This is a genomic window from Pseudomonas sp. FH1, assembly GCF_000510895.2.
Lineage (GTDB): Bacteria > Pseudomonadota > Gammaproteobacteria > Pseudomonadales > Pseudomonadaceae > Aquipseudomonas > Aquipseudomonas azotoformans_A.
Genome location: NZ_AOHM01000003.1, coordinates 63,167 through 84,637, shown reverse-complemented (window position 1 = coordinate 84,637; position 21,471 = coordinate 63,167). Strand labels below are relative to the sequence as shown.

The following is a 21,471-nucleotide window of genomic DNA, read 5'->3' as shown; positions in this document are numbered from 1 at the left end:
CGGTCTAACAAGATTTGTTTACATAATTTGGTCGGCATAAATGCAGTAGCCGGACAAGACCGCCTTGATAGCACTGAGCAGCTCGGTGAGGTCCTGTTGCTTGCACACGTAGCCGGCAGCCCCCGCTTGCATGCAACGCATGGAAAAATGACCCGGGGCCTGGGACGTCAGCACCAGCACCTTGAAGGGCGCAGGTTGCTTGGTAGAAGACAGCCGGCAAATAACTTCCAGGCCATCAAGTTTGGGAATCCCGATATCCAGTATCACAATGTCCGGCATATGCTCCCGTGCAAGTTGCAACGCATCGACACCGTTATCAGTCTCGGCAACGACCTCATAACCATGACGTTCCATTAGCATACGCACAGCAAGACGAATGACGGGATGATCATCCACGATCAGCACTTTATTCATAAGAAAGTCCAATTTCGCTGTTCGAATTATTTAGAGCAAGCACAATAGCCTAGTCGTTTCCTAGTTGGCATAGCATTACCCCCCAAGCAACAGCAAGCAGAGACCCACCCCACAGCGATAAAGGAATTGCCCTACAAAAAAACGCCCTCTCGGAGGGATCTGGTTTTGTGGATCCTTTCAGACCTTTCCTGGGACTTACATACTTTGAGTGAAATATCCGTGGCTTATAGGGGTTTGGGTAAACGTGCCGCACATGACTCTCAGGAAATGCCCCTTGCCTCTCACCTGCTGCAGGGGAAAACGGCCAGAACGTTCCGTCTGCTTTAGTTCCATTTAACATATTCACTTACATCCTTAATTCCTACAGACTATTCGGCGCTTCGTATCTTCTCCGCACTTGTATGAGTGAATTATCTGTAAGACCAGTTCCTACATAGATGTAAAAAATTCATTCCCCCTACAAACTTTCAACAACAATTCATTCAAACCCCATTTCTGATAAAGATTTTGAGGAAAAACATCCATAGTCGTTTAATCGTTATAAACATCTAACATCTCTACACAATCACAGGACAAAAAAAATGGCCCCTTGAACAAGGGGCCATTCTTCACAACAGGCTGAGACTTAGAACAGCGAGCGACCTTTGTTGGCAGCAATGCGCATGCGCAATGCGTTCAACTTGATAAAGCCTGCCGCGTCTGCCTGGTTGTACGCACCGCCGTCTTCTTCGAAGGTGGCGATGTTGGCGTCGAACAGCGACTCATCGGACTTGCGACCGGTCACGATCACGTTGCCCTTGTACAGCTTCAGGCGCACAACGCCATTAACGTGAACCTGGGAAGCGTCGATCATCTGCTGCAGCATCAGACGCTCAGGGCTCCACCAGTAGCCGGTGTAGATCAGGCTGGCGTACTTGGGCATCAGCTCGTCTTTGAGGTGAGCCACTTCGCGGTCCAGGGTGATCGATTCGATCGCGCGGTGGGCGCGCAGCATGATGGTGCCACCAGGGGTTTCGTAGCAGCCACGGGACTTCATGCCCACGTAACGGTTCTCGACGATGTCGAGACGGCCGACACCGTGTTCGCCACCGATACGGTTCAGGGTCGCCAGCACGGTGGCCGGGGTCATCTCGACGCCGTCCAGCGCGACGATGTCGCCGTTGCGGTAGGTCAGTTCCAGGTATTGCGGCTTGTCGGGCGCGTTCTCCGGGGAGACGGTCCACTTCCACATGTCTTCTTCGTGCTCGGTCCAGGTGTCTTCCAGCACGCCGCCTTCATAGGAGATGTGCAGCAAGTTGGCGTCCATCGAGTACGGGGACTTTTTCTTGCCGTGGCGCTCAATCGGGATTGCGTGCTTTTCAGCGTAATCCATCAGCTTTTCACGGGACAGCAAGTCCCATTCACGCCAAGGGGCAATCACTTTCACGCCTGGCTTGAGGGCGTAGGCGCCCAGCTCGAAACGCACTTGGTCGTTGCCTTTGCCGGTGGCGCCATGGGAAATGGCGTCGGCGCCGGTTTCGTTGGCGATTTCGATCAGGCGCTTGGCGATCAGCGGACGTGCGATGGAGGTACCCAGCAGGTACTCGCCTTCGTAGACGGTGTTGGCGCGAAACATCGGGAAAACGAAATCGCGGACGAACTCTTCGCGCAGGTCGTCAATGTAGATCTCTTTCACGCCCATGGCTTGCGCCTTGGCACGTGCAGGTTCGACCTCTTCGCCCTGACCCAGGTCAGCGGTGAAGGTCACCACTTCACAGTTATAAGTATCCTGCAGCCACTTGAGGATCACCGAAGTGTCCAGGCCGCCGGAATACGCGAGAACGACCTTGTTTACGTCGGCCATGCCATCACTCCACGGGGTTGTACGGAAAGGCGTCGATTCTACCGACCAAAACCGCGAATTTACAGGGGCGCGACAGCAAATGAAGATAAAGCGACAGATTATGTCGAACGGGCGACCGATGGTCGCACCTCAGGACGTGTGCGCGGGGTTGCTAGGGCTGGTGGCCTGAGGTGCCGGTTTCTCGGGGGCTGCGACGCGTTCAAGCTGGATATTCACTCGGCGGTTGCGCGCCCGGTTGGCCGCATTGGTGTTGGGCGCCAGTGGGTAGCTTTCACCGTGGAAACGCAGGGTGATCTGCGATTCCGGGATCCCGTTGGCCTTGAAGTAGTCCATGACCGCCAGGCCGCGACGGCGCGAAACGTCTCGATTGGTCAGACGATTACCGCTGTTGTCCGAATGGCCATTCAATTCGATATGGTTGACGGTCGGGTCGGCTTTCATGAATGCCAGAATCACGTCGAGTTTCTTCTTGGCGGCCGCGTCCAGCTCGATTCCGCCACCGGGAAAGCCGACTTCGGTCTGTTTGACCTGGTCGTAATTCATCGGCAACAGCTTGGCGGTGCACAGCTGGTAATCGTTGTAGGCCTTATTGAACTTGACCGGCAGCAGGCGGATCTCCGAATAGCCGCCTTCGCGCCCATAGTGCCTCACGGTCGGGCTACGCCCTTCCAGCAAGCCATTGAACAGACGCCCGGCCTGGGCCTGGGAGCTGTTGAACAACACATCGCCACTGCCGGCACGCACGGCGCCGAGGTTGATATCCCCTCGCCCCGGCTGCCACGGTGCAGCGGCGGCCAGCAAGGTGGCAGAACCGGCGCCCAGCGAGCCGTTGTAGGCCTTCAGACGAAACGTTGCCTGCTCGCCGGCCCGGCGCACGAACTCACCCGAACCGAAATCGGTGATCGGCTGGGTCAGGCGGCACTCGAATTGGTCGCCTTCCACCTTCCACTCAATATTCTCCAGACGCGTCTGGAACGTGAGGGCCATCGCAGGCAGGCTGGCGAACACACTGAGCAGGGCTAGATATTGCTGGCGCACGGGAGGCTCCACTGGTTTCTACAACACTTCAAAGCGTCATACATCGATAAGGCATACCCAAGGCTATCGGTTGCATCCTGCAAAACTTGATAGCGAGTGCCTGAGAGAGTCTTTTCCGGTAGCATTCCCACCAGATTGACCCGCCTGGAATCCCCAATGTCCGACCGCCTGACCCTGCTGCGTCCCGACGACTGGCATATTCATCTTCGCGATGGTGCTGCGTTACCCCACACCGTGGCCGATGTCGCGCGCACGTTTGGCCGCGCCATCATCATGCCTAACCTGGTACCTCCGGTGCGTAATGCCGAGCAAGCCGATGCCTATCGCCAGCGTATCCTCGCTGCACGACCGGCCGGCAGCCGCTTCGAACCGTTGATGGTGCTCTACCTCACCGACCGCACCCAGCCCGCAGAGATTCGTGAGGCCAAGGCCAGCGGTTTCGTGCACGCTGCCAAGCTGTACCCGGCCGGCGCGACCACCAACTCCGACTCCGGCGTGACCAGTATCGACAAGATCCTGCCGGCCATCGAAGCCATGGCCGAAGTCGGCATGCCACTGCTGATCCACGGCGAAGTCACCCGTGGTGACGTGGACGTGTTCGACCGCGAGAAGATCTTCATCGACGAGCATATGCGCCGTGTGGTCGAGCTGTTCCCGACCCTCAAGGTGGTGTTCGAGCACATCACCACCGCCGATGCCGTGCAGTTCGTCAGCGAGGCCTCGGCCAACGTTGGCGCGACGATCACCGCGCATCACTTGCTGTACAACCGCAACCACATGCTGGTGGGCGGGATTCGGCCGCACTTCTATTGCCTGCCGATCCTCAAGCGCAACACCCACCAGGTGGCCTTGCTGGATGCGGCGACCAGCGGTAATCCGAAGTTCTTCCTCGGCACCGACTCGGCGCCTCACGCCCAGCATGCCAAAGAAGCGGCGTGCGGCTGTGCCGGTTGCTACACCGCCTATGCAGCGATCGAGTTGTATGCCGAAGCGTTCGAACAACGTAACGCCCTGGACAAGCTCGAAGGTTTCGCCAGCCTCAACGGCCCGCGTTTCTACGGCCTGCCGACGAATACCGACCGCATCACCCTGGTCCGTGAAGACTGGACCGCCCCTGCCAGCCTGCCGTTTGGCGAGCTGACTGTTATCCCGCTGCGCGCCGGTGAAACACTGCGCTGGCGCCTGCTGGAGGAAAGCAAGTGAGTGAAGACCATTACGATGACGAACACGAGCACAGTGGCGGCGGCTCCCGTCACCCGATGGCCGAGCGGTTCCGCGGCTATCTGCCGGTTGTCATCGACGTAGAAACCGGTGGTTTCAATTGCGCCACCGACGCGTTGCTGGAAATCGCCGCAACAACGATTGGCATGGATGAGCAGGGTTTTGTGTTCCCGGAACACACTCACTTCTTCCGCGTCGAGCCGTTTGAAGGCGCGAATATCGAAGCCGCCGCTTTGGAATTCACCGGCATCAAGCTCGATCACCCACTGCGCATGGCGGTCAGTGAAGAAGCGGCATTGACCGATATCTTCCGTGGTGTGCGCAAGGCGTTGAAGGCCAATGGCTGCAAACGCGCGATCCTGGTCGGCCACAACAGCAGCTTCGACCTGGGCTTCCTGAACGCCGCCGTGGCGCGGTTGGACATGAAGCGCAATCCGTTCCACCCGTTCTCCAGCTTCGACACGGCCACCCTCGCCGGCCTGGCGTATGGCCAGACCGTGTTGGCGAAAGCCTGCCAGGCCGCGGGTATCGATTTTGACGGCCGTGAGGCTCACTCGGCTCGCTACGACACCGAGAAGACTGCCGAGCTGTTCTGCGGCATCGTCAACCGCTGGAAAGACATGGGCGGCTGGGAAGACTTCAACGATTGAGGTGATTATCCCGCCCATAAAAAAACCGGCCTTATCAGGCCGGTTTTTTTGTACCTCAAACCTGGCTTACAGCTTGCCAGCGTTCTCGGTCAGGTAAGCCGCAACGCCTTCTGGCGAAGCGTTCATGCCTTTGTCGCCTTTTTTCCAGTTGGCAGGGCAGACTTCGCCGTGCTCTTCGTGGAATTGCAGGGCGTCGACCAGGCGGATCAGCTCTTCCATGTTACGACCCAGTGGCAGGTCGTTGATGATCTGGGAGCGGACAACGCCCTTGTCGTCGATCAGGAACGCGCCGCGGAACGCCACGCCGCCTTCGGACTCAACGTCGTAGGCCTTGGCGATGTCGTGCTTCATGTCGGCAGCCATGGTGTATTTGACTTTGCCGATGCCGCCATCATTGATGGCAGTGTTGCGCCAGGCGTTGTGGGTGAAATGGGAGTCGATGGAAACGGCTACCACTTCAACGTTGCGCGCCTTGAAATCGTCCATGCGGTGGTCCAGAGCGATCAGCTCCGAAGGGCAGACGAAGGTGAAGTCCAGCGGGTAGAAGAACACCAGGCCGTATTTGCCTTTGATGGCTTCAGACAGTTTGAAGCTGTCTACGATTTCGCCATTGCCGAGGACGGCTGGGACGTCGAAATCCGGGGCTTGTTTGCCGACGAGTACGCTCATTGGGTATCTCCTGATGTAGGGGTGACGATTGAAGTAAAAGGACCGGCCCCGAGTCTGCCGCATTCAAGCGACAGCCCTGTGACGCGGTCACGCTTCGTGAAGACCGACCATCATACACTGAAAAAACCGTTCGTCAGTGCGGGCGCGGTGCCAGCAAATACCCTACGAATCTACTTTGACAATCATTCTCGTTAACATTAAGATCCATCGCACTTAAGCCTTAAACCCGCGACGGTTCTCCCTTATGTATGTGTGCCTCTGTACTGGCGTCACCGACGGACAAATCCGCGAAGCAATCTATGAAGGTTGCTGCAGCTACAAGGAAGTGCGTGAAACCACCGGCGTTGCCAGCCAGTGCGGTAAATGTGCTTGCCTCGCCAAGCAAGTGGTTCGGGAAACCCTGACGCAGCTGCAGACAGCCCAGGCCGCGCTCCCCTATTCAGCAGAATTTACACACGCCTGATTGGCGTGTTTTAAAGAACCGGACTTAGTGTCCGGTTTTTTTATGCCCGCAATTCAATAAGTTAGCGCTAAGACGCGGAACACAAACATTCTTATTCCGATTAATTTTCATTTATTATTCAATAACTTAGGTTTGACACTAGGGATTTCGCCGCTCAAACTCCGCCTTATACACAGCTATTACAGGGCAGGACCCCAGTCATGAAAGGCGACATCTCAGTCATCCAGCAACTCAATAAAATCCTTGCCAATGAACTGGTCGCGATCAATCAGTACTTTCTGCATGCGCGCATGTATGACGATTGGGGCCTGGAAAAGCTGGGCAAGCGTGAATACAAAGAATCCATCAAGGCCATGAAAGATGCGGACAAGCTGATCAAGCGCATCCTGTTCCTGGAAGGCCTGCCGAACGTGCAGGACCTGGGCAAGCTGAACATCGGCGAGCACACCCAGGAAATGATCAGCAGCGACCTGAAGTTCGAACACAAGAGCCACAGCGACCTCAAGGCCGCCATCGCTCATTGCGAAACCAAGGGCGACTTCGGTAGCCGCGAACTGCTGGAAGACATCCTCGAAGACCAGGAAGAACACATCGACTGGCTTGAAACCCAACTGGGCCTGATCGACAAAGTCAGCCTGGAAAACTACCTGCAATCGCAGATGGGCGAAGAATAAGCCCCCAGCAAGCAGGTACAAAAAAGCCCCGCTCTCTCACGAGAAGCGGGGCTTTTTATTGCAAGCGCATCAAGCGTCGGTCTTGGCCGCCGCGTTGGCTGCTGCTTCTTTGACCAGCGTTTGCAGCGAACCATCAGCCGCCATCTCAACGATGATGTCGCTACCGCCGACCAGCTCACCGGCCACCCACAGCTGTGGGAAAGTCGGCCAGTTGGCGTATTTCGGCAGGTTGGCGCGGATTTCAGGGTTTTGCAGGATATCCACGTAAGCGAATTTCTCGCCGCACGCCATGATGGCCTGGGACGCCTTCGCGGAGAAACCGCACTGAGGAGCGTTTGGCGCGCCCTTCATGTAAAGCAGAATGGTGTTATTGGCAATCTGCTCTTTGATCGTTTCGATGATATCCATGGAACACCTCGGCTGGAACTTTGCGACTCACAGGTCGGCACGGTGGCGCATTGTAACGCAAAATTCCAGCGCAGTGCTCAGGCGGCTGCTACCTGCACGGGGACGCCGTTCAATGCCGCATTGCCCGACAGCTCATCCAGTTGCCGTTCGTCGGTCAAATCGTTGGCGCTCGCCCCTGGCTGCCCACTGGCTATCGTCATCTGTACCCCAGGACGCCCGTGGCCCCAACCGTGGGGCAGGCTGACCACACCGGGCATCATGTCCAGGCTGGCCACGACTTCCACTTCGATCATGCCGATGCGCGAACTGACCCTGACCCGCTGGCCATCGCTCAATTGCCGACTGGCCAGATCATCCGGATGCATCAGCAATTGATGGCGCGGCTTACCCTTCACCAGCCGGTGATAGTTATGCATCCAGGAATTATTACTGCGCACATGGCGGCGGCCGATCAACAGCAGTTCGTCGGCCAAAGGCACCGGTTGCGCGGCAAAGCGCGCCAGGTCGGCGAGGATCACCGGCGGCGCTGCCTGCACCTTGCCATCAGCGGTTTTCAAACGCGCTGAAAGGTTGGGTTGCAGCGGCCCAAGGTCGACGCCGTGGGGATGATCCGCCAGCATGGCCACGGACAACTTGTGGCTGGATGCATCACCGTAGACACCCGCACGCAGACCGAAATCAATCATGTGCGCCGGAGGCAACGTCGGCTTGAGCGCGACACCGTTCTGGGCTGCGAAGGCTTTGGCCAGACCGACGAAAATCTCCCAGTCATGCAACGCGCCTTCCGGCTTGGGCAAGATCGCCCGATTGAAGCGGGTGACATTACGCACCGCGAACATATTGAAGGTGGTGTCGTAATGATCGTTTTCCAGCGCCGACGTAGACGGCAGGATCAGGTCGGCATAGCGCGTGGTTTCGTTGATATAGAGGTCGATACTGACCATGAACTCCAGCCCATCGAGGGCCTGTTCCAACTGCCGGCCGTTGGGCGTCGACAACACCGGATTGCCCGCCACCGTCACCAATGCACGGATTTGTCCTTCGCCCTCGGTCAGCATTTCCTCAGCCAACGCCGACACAGGCAACTCCCCACCGTACTCCGGACGCCCGGACACCCGACTCTGCCAGCGATTGAAATGCCCGCCACCAGTCGACGCCACCAGGTCCACCGCCGGCGTGGTACATAGCGCGCCACCAACGCGGTCCAGGTTGCCGGTCACCAGGTTGATCAACTGCACCAGCCAATGACAGAGCGTGCCAAACGCCTGCGTCGACACACCCATGCGCCCGTAGCAAACGGCCTTGTCGGCTGCAGCAAAGTCCCGTGCCAACTGGCGGATCTGCTCGGCAGGCACCGCACATTGGCGGCTCATGGCCTCGGCGGTAAACCCGGCGATCGCACGACGCACCTCCTCAAGGCCTTCAATCGGTAGATGGCTGTCACGCGTCAGGTTCTCGCTGAACAAGGTGTTGAGCAGCCCGAATAACAACGCCGCATCCCCACCGGGGCGCACGAACAGATGCTGGTCAGCCATTGCTGCCGTTTCACTGCGCCGTGGGTCGACCACCACCACTTTACCGCCCCGCGCCTGGATCGCCTTGAGGCGTTTCTCCACGTCGGGCACGGTCATGATGCTGCCGTTGGATGCGAGCGGGTTGCCTCCCAGGATCAGCATGAAATCGGTGTGATCGATGTCCGGGATCGGCAACAACAGGCCATGGCCATACATGAGATAGCTGGTGAGGTGATGGGGCAACTGGTCTACCGAAGTCGCGGAAAACCGATTGCGCGTCTTCAACTGGCCGAGGAAGTAGTTGCTGTGGGTCATCAGCCCATAGTTGTGCACGCTGGGGTTGCCCTGGTACACCGCCACCGCATTCTGCCCGTGCCGCGCCTGAATGCCTGACAGGCGCTCGGCGACAAGCGCAAAGGCGTCTTCCCAACCAATCGGCTGCCATTCGCTGCCGACCCGCAACATGGGTTGGTGCAAGCGGTCGGGATCGTTTTGGATATCCTGCAACGCGACGGCCTTGGGGCAGATATGCCCACGGCTGAACGTATCCAGCGCATCGCCCTTGATCGAGGTGATCGCCAGGCTGCCGTCGTCCGCATGGGTGGTTTCCAGGGTCAGGCCACAAATGGCTTCACACAGATGGCAGGCACGGTGGTGGAGAGTCTTGGTCATGGCCAGTCTCTTTTATAGGGGCTTTGATCTCACTATGGGCCGCGACCGAGAAAGGCGCCACCAACGTTCGTCCCGTGAATCGACCTGCATCAGGCCTGGCCATGGCCAAGCGTGAGCAAATGTTTCAAAACCCGGCATACCGCCTCTGAAACCGACGCAGCCTGGCCTGCGCCCGCCTCCGCACGTTGCAAAAGGTCTCAGCGCCAGTGTACAAATGGCTCGCTGCTGTCTGGAAATTGTCTTCAAAAGCGCCTTGGCGCCCTTCTTGAACACCCTTAAAAACCGTAGCCCTATTGGTAAGACGCGACATTTAATTATAAGATCGCGCCTTCCCCTATTTCGTCGCCCCGTGCGGCTTTCGCCGCAGGTCTCGCCCGTTGTCACAATAAACAAGGCTTTGAGTATCTGCGGTCTGTTGCAAAAAGGTAGTTAATGATGAGCGCAAGGCACTTTCTCTCCCTGATGGATTGCACGCCCGAAGAGCTGGTCAGCGTGATCCGTCGAGGCATTGAGCTTAAAGACCTGCGTAACCGCGGCGTACTGTTCGAGCCTTTGAAAAACCGCGTACTCGGCATGATCTTCGAGAAGTCGTCGACCCGCACCCGCGTGTCATTCGAAGCCGGCATGATCCAACTGGGTGGCCAAGCCATCTTCTTGTCCTCGCGCGACACCCAACTGGGCCGTGGCGAGCCGATCGCCGACAGCGCGAAGGTGATGTCGAGCATGCTCGACGCCGTGATGATCCGTACTTTTGCCCACAGCACCGTGACCGAATTTGCCGCCCACTCCCGCGTACCGGTGATCAACGGCCTGACCGACGACCTGCACCCGTGCCAGTTGCTGGCCGACATGCAAACCTTCCTTGAACACCGCGGCTCGATCCAGGGCAAGACCGTGGCTTGGATCGGCGACGGCAACAACATGTGCAACAGCTATATAGAAGCGGCGATCCAGTTCGACTTCCAACTGCGCGTTGCCTGCCCGGAAGGCTACGAGCCTGACGCGCGCTTCCTGGCCCAGGCCGGCGACCGCGTGACCCTGGTGCGCGACCCGCGTGACGCGATGATCGGCGCACACCTGGTGAGTACCGACGTCTGGACCTCCATGGGCCAGGAAGAGGAAACCGCCAAACGCCTGGCCCTGTTCGCCCCGTACCAGGTGACCCGTGCTCTGCTCGACCTGGCCGCGCCCGACGTGCTGTTCATGCATTGCCTGCCGGCCCACCGTGGCGAAGAGATCAGCACCGACCTGCTCGACGACCCACGCTCGGTCGCCTGGGACCAGGCTGAAAACCGCCTGCATGCGCAAAAAGCCCTGCTCGAATTCCTCGTCCCGCCGTCGTACCACCACGCATGAGCCAGCCATTACTGCTGAACCTGCGCAATCTGGCATGCGGCTATCAAGATCAACGGGTGGTACAGAACCTCAACCTGCACCTCAATGCCGGCGACATCGGTTGCCTGCTGGGCTCTTCGGGTTGTGGCAAGACCACCACGTTACGTGCGATTGCCGGGTTTGAGCCGGTGCACGATGGCGAAATCAGCCTGGCGGGCGAAGTGATCTCCAGTGCCGGTTTCACACTGGCTCCGGAGAAACGTCGTATCGGCATGGTGTTCCAGGACTACGCACTGTTTCCGCACCTCAGCGTGGCCGACAACATTGCCTTCGGCATTCGCAAGCATCTGCAAAAAGATCGTGTGGTGGCTGAGTTGCTGGAGCTGGTCAACCTGAAGAACCTCGGCAAACGCTTTCCCCACGAACTTTCCGGCGGCCAGCAACAACGCGTCGCCCTCGCCCGCGCTTTGGCGCCGGAGCCGGCCCTGTTGCTGCTGGATGAACCCTTCTCCAACCTGGACGGCGAGTTGCGCCGCAAGCTCAGCCACGAGGTGCGCGACATCCTCAAGGCACGCGGCACCAGCGCGATTCTGGTGACCCATGACCAGGAAGAAGCCTTTGCCGTCAGCGACCAAGTCGGGGTTTTCAAGGAGGGTCGTCTGGAGCAGTGGGACACGCCCTACAACCTCTATCACGAACCGCAGACGCCCTATGTCGCCAGCTTTATCGGCCAGGGTTACTTCATCCGTGGCCAATTGAGTTCGCCGGAGTCGGTCAGCACCGAACTGGGTGAGTTGCGCGGCAACCGCGCCTACACCTGGCCGACCGGCGGCGCGGTGGATGTGCTGCTGCGCCCGGATGACATCGTCTACGCACCGGACAGCGCGTTGAAAGCGCGGATCGTCGGCAAGACCTTCCTCGGCGCGTCGACCTTGTATCGCCTGCAACTGCCGACCGGCGCGCAATTGGAGTCGATTTTCCCGAGCCATGCCGACCATCTGGTCGGCGCGGATGTGGGGATCCGTGTGGCGGCCGAACACCTGGTGTTGTTTCAGGCCTCAGGCAGCACCGCCGCGCAGATCCCTCAAGCCGAATCCGGCGTGCGGCGCTACAGCCCGGTCTAACGCGCTGTCATGCCCGGCCAATTTCTGCGAATTTGGCCTGGGTATGTTCAGCCAGCACCGCTGCCGGCAGTTCAACTTCCAAGCCTCTTCTCCCCGCACTCACAAAAATCGTCGCAAACGGTTGTGCTGTTGCGTCGATAAACGTGCGCAGGCGTTTCTTTTGCCCCAACGGGCTGATGCCCCCCAGCAGGTAACCGGTTGAACGCTGCGCCGCCGCCGGGTCGGCCATTTCGGCTTTCTTGACGCCTGCCGCGTGAGCCAGAGCCTTCAGGTCCAGACTTCCGACGACCGGCACCACCGCCACCAACAATTCGCCCTTCTCGCTGCTCGCCAACAAGGTCTTGAACACCTGCGCCGGGTCGAGGCCCAATTTTTCCGCGGCCTCCAGCCCATAGGACGCCGCCTTGGGGTCGTGTTCATAACTGTGGATACGATGTTCGGCGCGAACTTTTTTCAACAGGTCCAATGCGGGGGTCATGACGTCTCCGGGCGTGGCAAACAGATGGCCAATTCTAGGCCAAGCCCACACAAAACGCTCTAGTCCGCCCACTCTTAAGGTGCACACACAATGTGACAAGCGTGATCATTCACCAGACCAATAGTTTGAAAGTGACTGACGGTTCACTTTCGACCTTTGACAGCCGTCATTCTTGTCTATATTTTTTCGTTTCCGAATACTGTAGGAATAGACCTACAGCATTCAAGCAGTAAGCCGTGACCGGGATGGGGATCCTTGCCACGGTGAAAATCGCGCAACAATCCGTTGAGGTTGTGCGCCAGACAAGAACAACAACTGAGGTTTTCCATGACAACTGCTCTTCAACAGCCTTCACTTTCGAGCCAATGCATGGCCGAATTCCTGGGGACTGCGCTTCTGATCTTCTTCGGTACAGGATGCGTCGCTGCGCTCAAGGTCGCGGGAGCCAGCTTTGGCTTGTGGGAGATCAGTATCATCTGGGGGGTCGGCGTCAGCATGGCGATCTACCTGAGCGCCGGGATTTCCGGGGCCCACCTCAACCCCGCCGTCAGTATTGCCCTGTGTATTTTCGCTGACTTCGAAAAGCGCAAACTGCCCTTCTATATCCTCGCCCAGATCGCCGGTGCCTTTTGCTCGGCGGCCTTGGTGTACACGCTCTACAGCAACCTGTTTTTCGATTACGAACAAACCCATCACATGGTGCGCGGTTCCCAGGCCAGCCTGGAATTGGCGTCGGTGTTCTCCACCTACCCCCATGCGCTGCTGAGCACCGCCCAGGCGTTCCTGGTGGAAATGGTCATCACCGCGATCCTGATGGGCGTGATCATGGCCCTCACCGATGACAACAACGGCCTGCCACGCGGCCCGTTGGCCCCGCTGCTGATCGGCCTGCTGATCGCGGTGATTGGCAGCGCCATGGGCCCGTTGACCGGCTTTGCGATGAACCCGGCGCGGGATTTCGGGCCCAAGCTGATGACCTTTTTCGCGGGCTGGGGTGAAATGGCTTTCACTGGTGGCCGTGATATCCCTTACTTCCTGGTACCGATTTTCGCGCCGATCGTCGGCGCATGCCTCGGTGCTGCGGCCTATCGCGGGCTGATTGCCCGCCATCTGCCGACCGCCGCACCTGCTATAGATGAAGCAACACCTGACACGGCTGTCAACGGCAAGACCCGTATTTCCTGATAGCGCCAGCCTGGGCACCTGCCCTTTGTAGCCCAGGCTGATTACCGATTTTCTTATTTTCCAAGGCATTCGACATGACCGATACTCAGAATAAGAACTACATCATTGCCCTTGACCAAGGCACCACCAGTTCCCGGGCGATCATCTTCGATCGTGACGCCAACGTGGTCTGCACCGCCCAGCGTGAATTCGCACAGCATTACCCACAGGCTGGCTGGGTCGAGCATGACCCGATGGAAATCTTCGCCACCCAGAGCGCGGTGATGGTCGAGGCCCTGGCCCAGGCCGGCCTGCACCATGATCAGGTCGCCGCCATCGGTATCACCAACCAGCGTGAAACCACCGTGGTGTGGGACAAGGTCACTGGCCGCCCGATCTACAACGCCATCGTCTGGCAGTGCCGCCGCAGCACCGAGATCTGCCAGCAACTCAAGCGCGACGGCCACGAGCAGTACATCAGCGACACCACCGGCCTGGTCACCGACCCTTACTTCTCCGGCACCAAGCTCAAGTGGATCCTCGACAACGTCGAAGGCAGCCGCGAGCGTGCGAGCAATGGCGAACTGCTGTTCGGCACCGTCGACAGCTGGCTGATCTGGAAATTTACCGGCGGCAAGACCCACGTCACCGACTACACCAACGCCTCGCGCACCATGCTCTTCAACATCCACACCCTGGAATGGGATGCGAAGATGCTGGAGATCCTCGACATTCCGCGCGAGATGCTGCCGGAAGTTAAGTCGTCGTCCGAAATCTACGGCCGCACCAAGAGCGGCATTGCCATCGGCGGTATCGCCGGCGACCAGCAAGCCGCCCTGTTCGGCCAGATGTGCGTCGAAGCCGGCCAAGCCAAGAACACCTACGGAACCGGCTGCTTCCTGTTGATGAACACCGGCGACAAAGCCGTGAAATCCAAGCACGGCATGCTCACCACCATCGCTTGCGGCCCGCGTGGCGAAGTGGCCTACGCCCTGGAAGGTGCGGTGTTCAACGGCGGTTCCACCGTGCAATGGCTGCGTGATGAGCTGAAAATCATCAACGACGCCCACGACACCGAATACTTCGCTGGCAAGGTCAAGGACAGCAACGGCGTGTACCTGGTGCCGGCCTTCACCGGCCTGGGCGCCCCGTACTGGGACCCGTACGCCCGTGGCGCACTGTTCGGCCTGACCCGTGGCGTACGCGTGGACCACATTATTCGTGCGGCCCTGGAGTCGATTGCCTACCAGACCCGCGACGTACTCGACGCCATGCAACAGGACTCGGGCGAACGGCTCAAGGCCCTGCGCGTGGACGGCGGCGCGGTGGCCAACAACTTCCTGATGCAGTTCCAGGCCGACATCCTCGGCACCCAGGTCGAGCGCCCGCAAATGCGCGAAACCACCGCATTGGGCGCCGCCTACCTGGCCGGCCTGGCGTGCGGCTTCTGGGGCAGCCTGGAAGAGTTGCGCGGCAAGGCAGTGATCGAGCGCGAATTCGAACCGCAGTTGGACGAAGCGGCTAAAGAGAAGCTTTACGCCGGCTGGCAAAAAGCGGTCAGCCGCACCCGCGACTGGGAGCCTCACGAAGGCGCTGAATAAGCCAACGTCCGGTTGTAACTGGCAGGGAGCGGATTCCTGCGTCATCATGGGCCACTTTTGTATGGCAGCCCAAAGGACGCCCCATGAATCTGCCTCCCCGCCAACAACAAATCCTCGAGCTGGTCCGCGAACGCGGCTACGTCAGCATCGAGGAAATGGCGCAGCTGTTCGTTGTCACCCCGCAAACCATCCGCCGCGATATCAACCAGTTGGCGGACGCCAATCTGCTGCGCCGCTACCACGGCGGCGCGGCCTATGACTCCAGTGTCGAAAACACCGCCTACGCCATGCGCGCCGACCAGATGCGCGACGAGAAACAGCGTATCGGCGAAGCCATCGCTGCGCAGATCCCCGATCACGCCTCGCTGTTCATCAATATCGGCACCACCACCGAATCCATCGCCCGTGCGCTGCTCAACCACAATCACCTGAAAATCATCACCAACAACCTCAACGTCGCCACCATGCTCAGTGCCAAGGACGACTTCGACGTGTTGTTGACCGGCGGTAAAGTGCGGCGTGACGGCGGTGTGGTGGGTCAGGCGAGTGTGGACTTCATCAACCAGTTCAAGGTCGACTTTGCCCTTGTGGGCATCAGCGGTATCGATGAAGACGGCAGTCTGCTGGACTTCGATTACCAGGAAGTTCGGGTTTCCCAGGCGATCATCGCCAATGCACGCCAAGTGATCCTGGCAGCGGACTCCAGCAAATTCGGGCGCAATGCCATGATTCGCCTGGGGCCGATCAGCTTGGTGGATTGTTTGGTCACGGATCAGCAGCCGGTGCCGGCGTTGGTGCAGTTGTTGAGTGACCATAAGGTGCGGCTGGAAGTCGTCTGAGGCTCTCCACTCTTCACTGTGGCGAGCGGGCTTGCCACAAACGCGCCTTTAAACCGAACATAATGTTCACAAATCTTCCTTTCCCAGCCCTTCGATGAGTTTTTTCAATCGAAGTCGGCTGGCTGTGCGCGTGTTTATCAGCTACCATTTTCGCAAATGAACATTAATGTTCGAATTCCAAGACGAAAAAATCGCGAGGCCAGCCGATGAACCCTTCCACCTTGCCTGCTCCACCGCTTGCCGAAGTCTATGACGTTGCCGTTATCGGTGGCGGGATCAATGGCGTCGGCATTGCAGCAGACGCAGCCGGTCGCGGGTTGTCGGTATTCCTTTGCGAAAAGGACGACCTGGCCAGCCACACCTCGTCCGCCAGCAGCAAGCTGATCCACGGCGGCCTGCGCTACCTCGAACATTACGAATTCCGCCTGGTGCGCGAGGCCCTGGCCGAGCGTGAAGTACTGCTGGCCAAGGCCCCGCATATCGTCAAGCAAATGCGCTTCGTATTGCCGCATCGCCCGCACCTGCGCCCAGCGTGGATGATCCGTGCCGGTCTGTTCCTGTATGACAACCTCGGCAAGCGCGAAAAACTCGCCGGTTCGAAAAGCCTCAAGTTCGGCGCCGACAGCCCGCTGAAAAGCGAAATCACCAAAGGCTTCGAATACTCCGACTGCTGGGTGGATGACGCCCGCCTCGTCGTGCTGAACGCCATGGCCGCCCGTGAAAAAGGCGCGCACATCCACACCCAGACCCGTTGCATCAGCGCCCACCGCAGCAACGGCATGTGGGAAATGAACATGGAACGTGCCGATGGCAGCCTGTTCTCGATCCGTGCTCGTGCCCTGGTAAACGCTGCGGGCCCATGGGTCGCCAAGTTCATCAGGGACGACCTGAAGCTGGATTCGCCTTACGGCATCCGCCTGATCCAGGGCAGCCACCTGATCGTGCCGAAACTGTACGAAGGCACCCACGCGCATATCCTGCAGAACGAAGACCAGCGCATTGTCTTCACCATTCCGTACCTGAACCACCTGACCATCATCGGCACCACCGACCGCGAATACACCGGTGACCCGGCTGCCGTTGCGATCACCGAAGGTGAAACGGACTACATGCTCAAAGTGGTCAATGCGCATTTCAAAAAGCAGTTGAGCCGCGACGACATCGTCCACACCTACTCCGGCGTGCGCCCACTGTGCAATGATGAATCGGACAACCCGTCGGCCATCACCCGCGACTACACCCTGGCGTTGTCCGGTGGCAAGGGCGAAGCGCCGATCCTGTCGGTGTTTGGCGGCAAGCTGACCACGTATCGCAAGCTCGCTGAATCGGCGATGGCACAACTGGCGCCGTATTTCACTCAGATGCGCCCAAGCTGGACCGCCAAGGCCAGCCTTCCGGGCGGCGAAGACATGACCACGCCGCAAGCCCTGGCCGAGGCCATCCGCAACAAATTCGACTGGGTGCCGAGCGAGATCGCGCGCCGCTGGTCCACCACCTACGGCAGCCGTACCTGGCGCCTGCTGGAAGGCGTGCAGTCGCTGGCGGACCTGGGTGAGCACTTGGGCGGTGGCCTGTACACCCGCGAGGTGGATTACCTGTGCGCCGAAGAATGGGCGACCCAACCTCAGGACGTGCTGTGGCGTCGCACCAAGCTGGGTCTGTTCACCACCCCGGAAGAACAGGCCAACGTGCAGCGCTACCTGTCCACCGTTGAGCAGAACCGCAGCAAGATTGAAGCGGCCTGACAGACCGGTATTACAAAAGCCCCTGCGCCGAAAGGCTCAGGGGCTTTTTTTTGCATTCGGTTTTCCGAACGCCACACTGCCATCTATTCGGTTTGCCGGACCCAAGCCCCGAAAAAACGCCGTCATATAAAGTTAATTACCCTATAAATCATGGAGTTAACCTTTTATATCGAGCCTGGCACGACTCATGCTCTACACTCTTGGACGATTGCCTGGGACGCCTCAGGAGCCGTCACGGGCATTCGCTGTACAAGAGAGCCGTTTAGCCGGCTTCATAAAAAAAACAAATGTCGAGGAAGTATTGATGCGCATCGTTCCCCATATTCTGGGCGCAGCTATCGCTGCTGCTCTGATCAGCACTCCAGTTTTCGCCGCCGAACTCACCGGCACGCTGAAGAAGATCAACGACTCCGGCACCATCACTCTCGCTCACCGCGACAGCTCCATTCCGTTTTCCTACATCGCGGATGGTTCGGGCAAACCTGTGGGCTACTCCCACGACATTCAGTTGGCCGTCGTCGAGCAACTGAAAAAAGACCTGAACAAACCCGACCTGAAGGCCAAGTACAACCTGGTCACTTCGCAAACCCGTATTCCGCTGATCCAGAACGGCACCGCGGACCTCGAGTGCGGCTCCACCACCAACAACGCCGAACGCGCCCAGCAAGTTGATTTCACCGTCAACATCTTCGAAATCGGCACCCGTCTGCTGGTCAAGAAAGATAAGGATGGCAAGCCGTCCTACGCTGACTTCGCTGACCTGAAAGGCAAGAACGTCGTGACCACTGCGGGCACCACGTCCGAGCGCATCATCAAAGCGATGAACGCCGACAAGCAAATGGGCATGAACGTCATCTCCGCCAAAGACCACGGCGAATCCTTCCAGATGCTGGAAAGCGGCCGTGCCGTAGCGTTCATGATGGACGACGCCCTGCTGGCCGGTGAAGAAGCCAAGGCCAAGAAGCCGGACGACTGGGTCATCACCGGTACTCCGCAATCTTTCGAAGCCTACGCGTGCATGGTGCGTAAAGACGACCCAGCCTTCAAGAAAGCGGTGGATGACGCCATCGTTGCCCTGTACAAATCCGGCGAAATCAACAAGATCTACAGCAAGTGGTTCGAGAGCCCGATCCCACCAAAAGGCCTGAACCTGAACTTCCCGATGAGCGACAAGGTGAAGGAGCTGATCGCCAACCCAAGCGACAAGCCAGCGCCTGACGTAAAAATCTGATACCTGACTAAGCTTATCTCCTGAGGGAGCCAACCCTCCCTCAGGCGTCTGTTACTACCTGCTGGCTTTAATGTGGAACACTCGACCTGGCGGTTTTCGAGCCGATCGCGTGTGCCTGACGTTCACCGTCAGGCGGGAAAGGATCTTCCCCAAGCGGGTGCTTGTACATCGATCGATCTCGAGGGGAGACCCTAATGAATTACAACTGGGACTGGGGCGTGTTCTTCAAGTCCACTGGCGTGGGCAGCGAGACTTATCTCGACTGGTACATCGCCGGCTTGGGCTGGACCATCGCCATCGCTGTCGTGGCATGGATTATCGCCTTGCTGCTGGGGTCCATTCTGGGCGTCATGCGCACCGTGCCAAACCGCATCGTATCGGGCATCGCGACCTGCTACGTGGAACTATTTCGTAACGTGCCGCTGCTGGTTCAGCTGTTCATCTGGTACTTCCTGGTACCCGACATGCTGCCGCAGAACCTGCAGGACTGGTACAAACAAGACCTCAACCCGACCACCTCGGCCTACCTGAGCGTTGTCGTGTGCCTGGGCCTGTTCACCGCCGCCCGTGTGTGTGAGCAAGTGCGTACCGGCATCCAGGCGCTGCCACGTGGCCAGGAATCCGCTGCGCGCGCCATGGGCTTCAAGCTGCCGCAGATCTACTGGAACGTGCTGCTGCCGCAGGCCTACCGGATCATCATTCCGCCGCTCACCTCGGAATTTCTCAACGTCTTCAAGAACTCCTCCGTGGCGTCCTTGATCGGCCTGATGGAACTGCTGGCGCAAACCAAACAGACCGCCGAGTTCTCGGCCAACCTGTTTGAAGCCTTCACCCTGGCCACGCTGATCTACTTCACCCTGAACATGAGCCTGATGCTGCTCATGCGCCTGGTCGAGAAGAAAGTCGCAGTGCCCGGCCTGATCTCCGTGGGGGGTAAATAATGGACTTCGATTTCAGCGGCATCATCCCCGCTATCCCAGGCCTGTGGAACGGCATGGTCATGACCTTGCAGTTGATGGTCATGGGCGTGGTCGGCGGCATTGCGCTGGGGACGGTCCTGGCGCTGATGCGCCTGTCGTCCAGCAAACTGCTGTCGCGCGTGGCCGGCGCTTATGTGAACTACTTCCGCTCGATCCCGCTGCTGCTGGTGATCACCTGGTTCTACCTGGCGGTGCCGTTCGTGTTGCGCTGGATCACCGGCGAAGACACGCCGATCGGTGCGTTCACCTCGTGCGTCGTGGCCTTCATGATGTTCGAAGCCGCGTACTTCTGTGAAATCGTACGGGCCGGCGTGCAGTCGATCCCCAAAGGCCAGATGGCGGCGGCACAGGCGATGGGCATGACCTATGGCCAGACCATGCGCCTGATCATCCTGCCCCAGGCGTTCCGCAAGATGACCCCGTTGCTGCTGCAACAGTCGATCATCCTGTTCCAGGACACCTCGCTGGTCTACACCGTGGGCCTGGTGGACTTCCTCAACTCCGCCCGCTCCAACGGCGACATCATCGGCCGCTCCAACGAGTTCCTGATCTTTGCCGGTGTCGTCTACTTCATCATCAGCTTTTCCGCCTCGCTGCTGGTTAAGCGTCTGCAAAAAAGGTTTGCCGTATGATCTCTATCAAGAACATCAACAAGTGGTATGGCGACTTCCAGGTGCTGACCGATTGCAGCACCGAGGTTAAAAAAGGCGAAGTGATCGTGGTGTGCGGGCCGTCCGGCTCGGGCAAATCCACCCTGATCAAGTGCGTCAACGCGCTGGAACCGTTCCAGAAGGGCGACGTTGTAGTGGACGGCACCTCGATTGCCGACCCGAAGACCAACCTGCCGAAACTGCGCTCGCGCGTGGGCATGGTGTTCCAGCACTTCGAGCTGTTCCCGCACCTGACCATCACTGAGAACCTGACCATCGCGCAGATTAAGGTGCTCGGCCGCAGCAAGGAAGAAGCCACCAAGAAAGGCCTGCAGCTGCTCGACCGCGTAGGCCTGTCGGCACATGCCCACAAGCACCCTGGCCAACTCTCCGGCGGTCAGCAACAACGTGTGGCGATTGCCCGCGCCCTGGCCATGGACCCGATCGTCATGCTGTTCGACGAACCGACCTCGGCGCTGGACCCGGAAATGGTCAACGAAGTGCTCGACGTGATGGTGCAACTGGCCCACGAAGGCATGACCATGATGTGCGTGACCCACGAAATGGGCTTCGCCCGCAAAGTGGCCGACCGCGTGATCTTCATGGACGCCGGCAAGATCATCGAAGACTGCCCGAAAGAAGAGTTCTTCGGCGACATCAGCGCCCGCTCTGAACGCGCGCAGCACTTCCTTGAGAAAATCCTGCAGCACTAAGCACTGCCCAGATGTGGTGAAGGGCCCAATCCCCTTCACCACAAC

Annotated in this window: 20 protein-coding genes and 1 pseudogene; 14 read left to right on the top strand and 7 right to left on the bottom strand. The window is 58.8% G+C overall.

The window, feature by feature from the left end; translation table 11 throughout:
• Positions 1-45: 45 nt before the first annotated feature.
• The 3 genes and pseudogenes from H096_RS01555 to H096_RS01545 form a co-directional block, all read right to left on the bottom strand.
• Positions 46-414: pseudogene (locus H096_RS01555) on the bottom strand (response regulator transcription factor); the annotation flags it as partial.
• A gap of 625 nt (positions 415-1,039) precedes the next feature.
• Positions 1,040-2,257: an argininosuccinate synthase gene (locus H096_RS01550; protein ID WP_033896417.1), complete on the bottom strand. Its 1,218-nt coding sequence runs from the start codon at positions 2,255-2,257 to the stop codon at positions 1,040-1,042.
• A gap of 129 nt (positions 2,258-2,386) precedes the next feature.
• Entirely contained in the window at positions 2,387-3,295 is a 909-nt protein-coding gene (locus H096_RS01545; RefSeq protein ID WP_033896416.1) for an OmpA family protein, read from the bottom strand.
• Between the two features lie 156 nt (positions 3,296-3,451).
• Between H096_RS01545 and pyrC the strand changes: the two genes are divergently transcribed.
• Together pyrC and rnt are read left to right on the top strand one after the other, a co-directional pair.
• Positions 3,452-4,498 carry a dihydroorotase gene (gene pyrC, locus H096_RS01540; protein ID WP_033896415.1) on the top strand — a complete coding sequence of 349 codons (1,047 nt, stop codon included), beginning with the start codon at positions 3,452-3,454 and terminating at the stop codon, positions 4,496-4,498.
• Complete coding sequence (gene rnt / locus H096_RS01535; protein ID WP_010212742.1) at positions 4,495-5,166, top strand: ribonuclease T; 672 nt, start codon at positions 4,495-4,497, stop codon at positions 5,164-5,166. Before pyrC ends, rnt begins: the two co-directional genes overlap by 4 nt.
• Before the next feature lie 66 nt (positions 5,167-5,232).
• Here the strand turns inward: rnt and H096_RS01530 are convergent, their stop codons facing one another.
• Entirely contained in the window at positions 5,233-5,835 is a 603-nt protein-coding gene (locus tag H096_RS01530) for a peroxiredoxin (protein WP_003172097.1), read from the bottom strand.
• A 244-nt stretch (positions 5,836-6,079) separates the two neighbouring features.
• Here H096_RS01530 and H096_RS01525 point away from each other — a divergent pair, with 244 nt between their 5' ends.
• Together H096_RS01525 and bfr are read left to right on the top strand one after the other, a co-directional pair.
• Positions 6,080-6,298: a bacterioferritin-associated ferredoxin gene (locus tag H096_RS01525; RefSeq protein ID WP_010564137.1), complete on the top strand. Its 219-nt coding sequence runs from the start codon at positions 6,080-6,082 to the stop codon at positions 6,296-6,298.
• Positions 6,299-6,498: 200 nt separating this feature from the next.
• Complete coding sequence (gene bfr, locus H096_RS01520) at positions 6,499-6,972, top strand: bacterioferritin (protein ID WP_033896414.1); 474 nt, start codon at positions 6,499-6,501, stop codon at positions 6,970-6,972.
• 69 nt (positions 6,973-7,041) lie between these two features.
• Here bfr and grxD read toward each other — a convergent pair whose 3' ends face one another.
• Together grxD and H096_RS01510 are read right to left on the bottom strand one after the other, a co-directional pair.
• Complete coding sequence (gene grxD / locus H096_RS01515; RefSeq protein WP_033896413.1) at positions 7,042-7,380, bottom strand: Grx4 family monothiol glutaredoxin; 339 nt, start codon at positions 7,378-7,380, stop codon at positions 7,042-7,044.
• Positions 7,381-7,457: 77 nt separating this feature from the next.
• On the bottom strand, positions 7,458-9,566 hold the full coding sequence (locus H096_RS01510; RefSeq protein WP_033896412.1) for a molybdopterin oxidoreductase family protein: 2,109 nt from the start codon (positions 9,564-9,566) through the stop codon (positions 7,458-7,460).
• Positions 9,567-10,001: 435 nt separating this feature from the next.
• Between H096_RS01510 and argF the strand changes: the two genes are divergently transcribed.
• Together argF and H096_RS01500 are read left to right on the top strand one after the other, a co-directional pair.
• The gene (argF, locus tag H096_RS01505) at positions 10,002-10,922 is read left to right on the top strand and encodes an ornithine carbamoyltransferase (protein ID WP_033896411.1); all 921 of its coding nucleotides are present in this window, start codon (positions 10,002-10,004) and stop codon (positions 10,920-10,922) included.
• On the top strand, positions 10,919-12,025 hold the full coding sequence (locus H096_RS01500) for an ABC transporter ATP-binding protein (protein ID WP_033896410.1): 1,107 nt from the start codon (positions 10,919-10,921) through the stop codon (positions 12,023-12,025). Before argF ends, H096_RS01500 begins: the two co-directional genes overlap by 4 nt.
• Positions 12,026-12,032: 7 nt before the next feature.
• On the opposite strand, the gene ybaK is transcribed toward H096_RS01500, so the two are convergent.
• A complete protein-coding gene (ybaK, locus tag H096_RS01495; RefSeq protein WP_033896409.1) occupies positions 12,033-12,503 on the bottom strand; it encodes a Cys-tRNA(Pro) deacylase in 471 nt (156 codons plus the stop codon).
• Positions 12,504-12,830: 327 nt separating this feature from the next.
• Here ybaK and H096_RS01490 point away from each other — a divergent pair, with 327 nt between their 5' ends.
• The 8 genes from H096_RS01490 to H096_RS01455 all read left to right on the top strand — a co-directional run bounded on the left by H096_RS01490 (position 12,831) and on the right by H096_RS01455 (position 21,426).
• Positions 12,831-13,688, top strand: coding sequence for an MIP/aquaporin family protein (locus tag H096_RS01490; RefSeq protein WP_033896408.1), 858 nt, complete (start codon positions 12,831-12,833; stop codon positions 13,686-13,688).
• A 74-nt stretch (positions 13,689-13,762) separates the two neighbouring features.
• Positions 13,763-15,268 (top strand): glycerol kinase GlpK, encoded by a 1,506-nt coding sequence (gene glpK / locus H096_RS01485; RefSeq protein WP_033896407.1) that lies wholly within the window; start codon positions 13,763-13,765, stop codon positions 15,266-15,268.
• 83 nt (positions 15,269-15,351) lie between these two features.
• Entirely contained in the window at positions 15,352-16,107 is a 756-nt protein-coding gene (locus H096_RS01480) for a DeoR/GlpR family transcriptional regulator (protein ID WP_033896406.1), read from the top strand.
• A 206-nt stretch (positions 16,108-16,313) separates the two neighbouring features.
• On the top strand, positions 16,314-17,852 hold the full coding sequence (gene glpD / locus H096_RS01475) for a glycerol-3-phosphate dehydrogenase (RefSeq protein ID WP_033896405.1): 1,539 nt from the start codon (positions 16,314-16,316) through the stop codon (positions 17,850-17,852).
• 304 nt (positions 17,853-18,156) lie between these two features.
• On the top strand, positions 18,157-19,083 hold the full coding sequence (locus tag H096_RS01470) for a glutamate/aspartate ABC transporter substrate-binding protein (protein WP_010212760.1): 927 nt from the start codon (positions 18,157-18,159) through the stop codon (positions 19,081-19,083).
• Positions 19,084-19,277: 194 nt separating this feature from the next.
• Positions 19,278-20,024, top strand: a complete 747-nt coding sequence (locus H096_RS01465; RefSeq protein ID WP_010212762.1) for an amino acid ABC transporter permease — start codon at positions 19,278-19,280, stop codon at positions 20,022-20,024.
• Complete coding sequence (locus H096_RS01460; RefSeq protein ID WP_010212763.1) at positions 20,024-20,695, top strand: ABC transporter permease subunit; 672 nt, start codon at positions 20,024-20,026, stop codon at positions 20,693-20,695. Before H096_RS01465 ends, H096_RS01460 begins: the two co-directional genes overlap by 1 nt.
• The gene (locus H096_RS01455) at positions 20,692-21,426 is read left to right on the top strand and encodes an amino acid ABC transporter ATP-binding protein (protein ID WP_033896404.1); all 735 of its coding nucleotides are present in this window, start codon (positions 20,692-20,694) and stop codon (positions 21,424-21,426) included. The genes H096_RS01460 and H096_RS01455 overlap by 4 nt, the downstream gene beginning before the upstream one ends.
• Positions 21,427-21,471 lie beyond the last annotated feature (45 nt).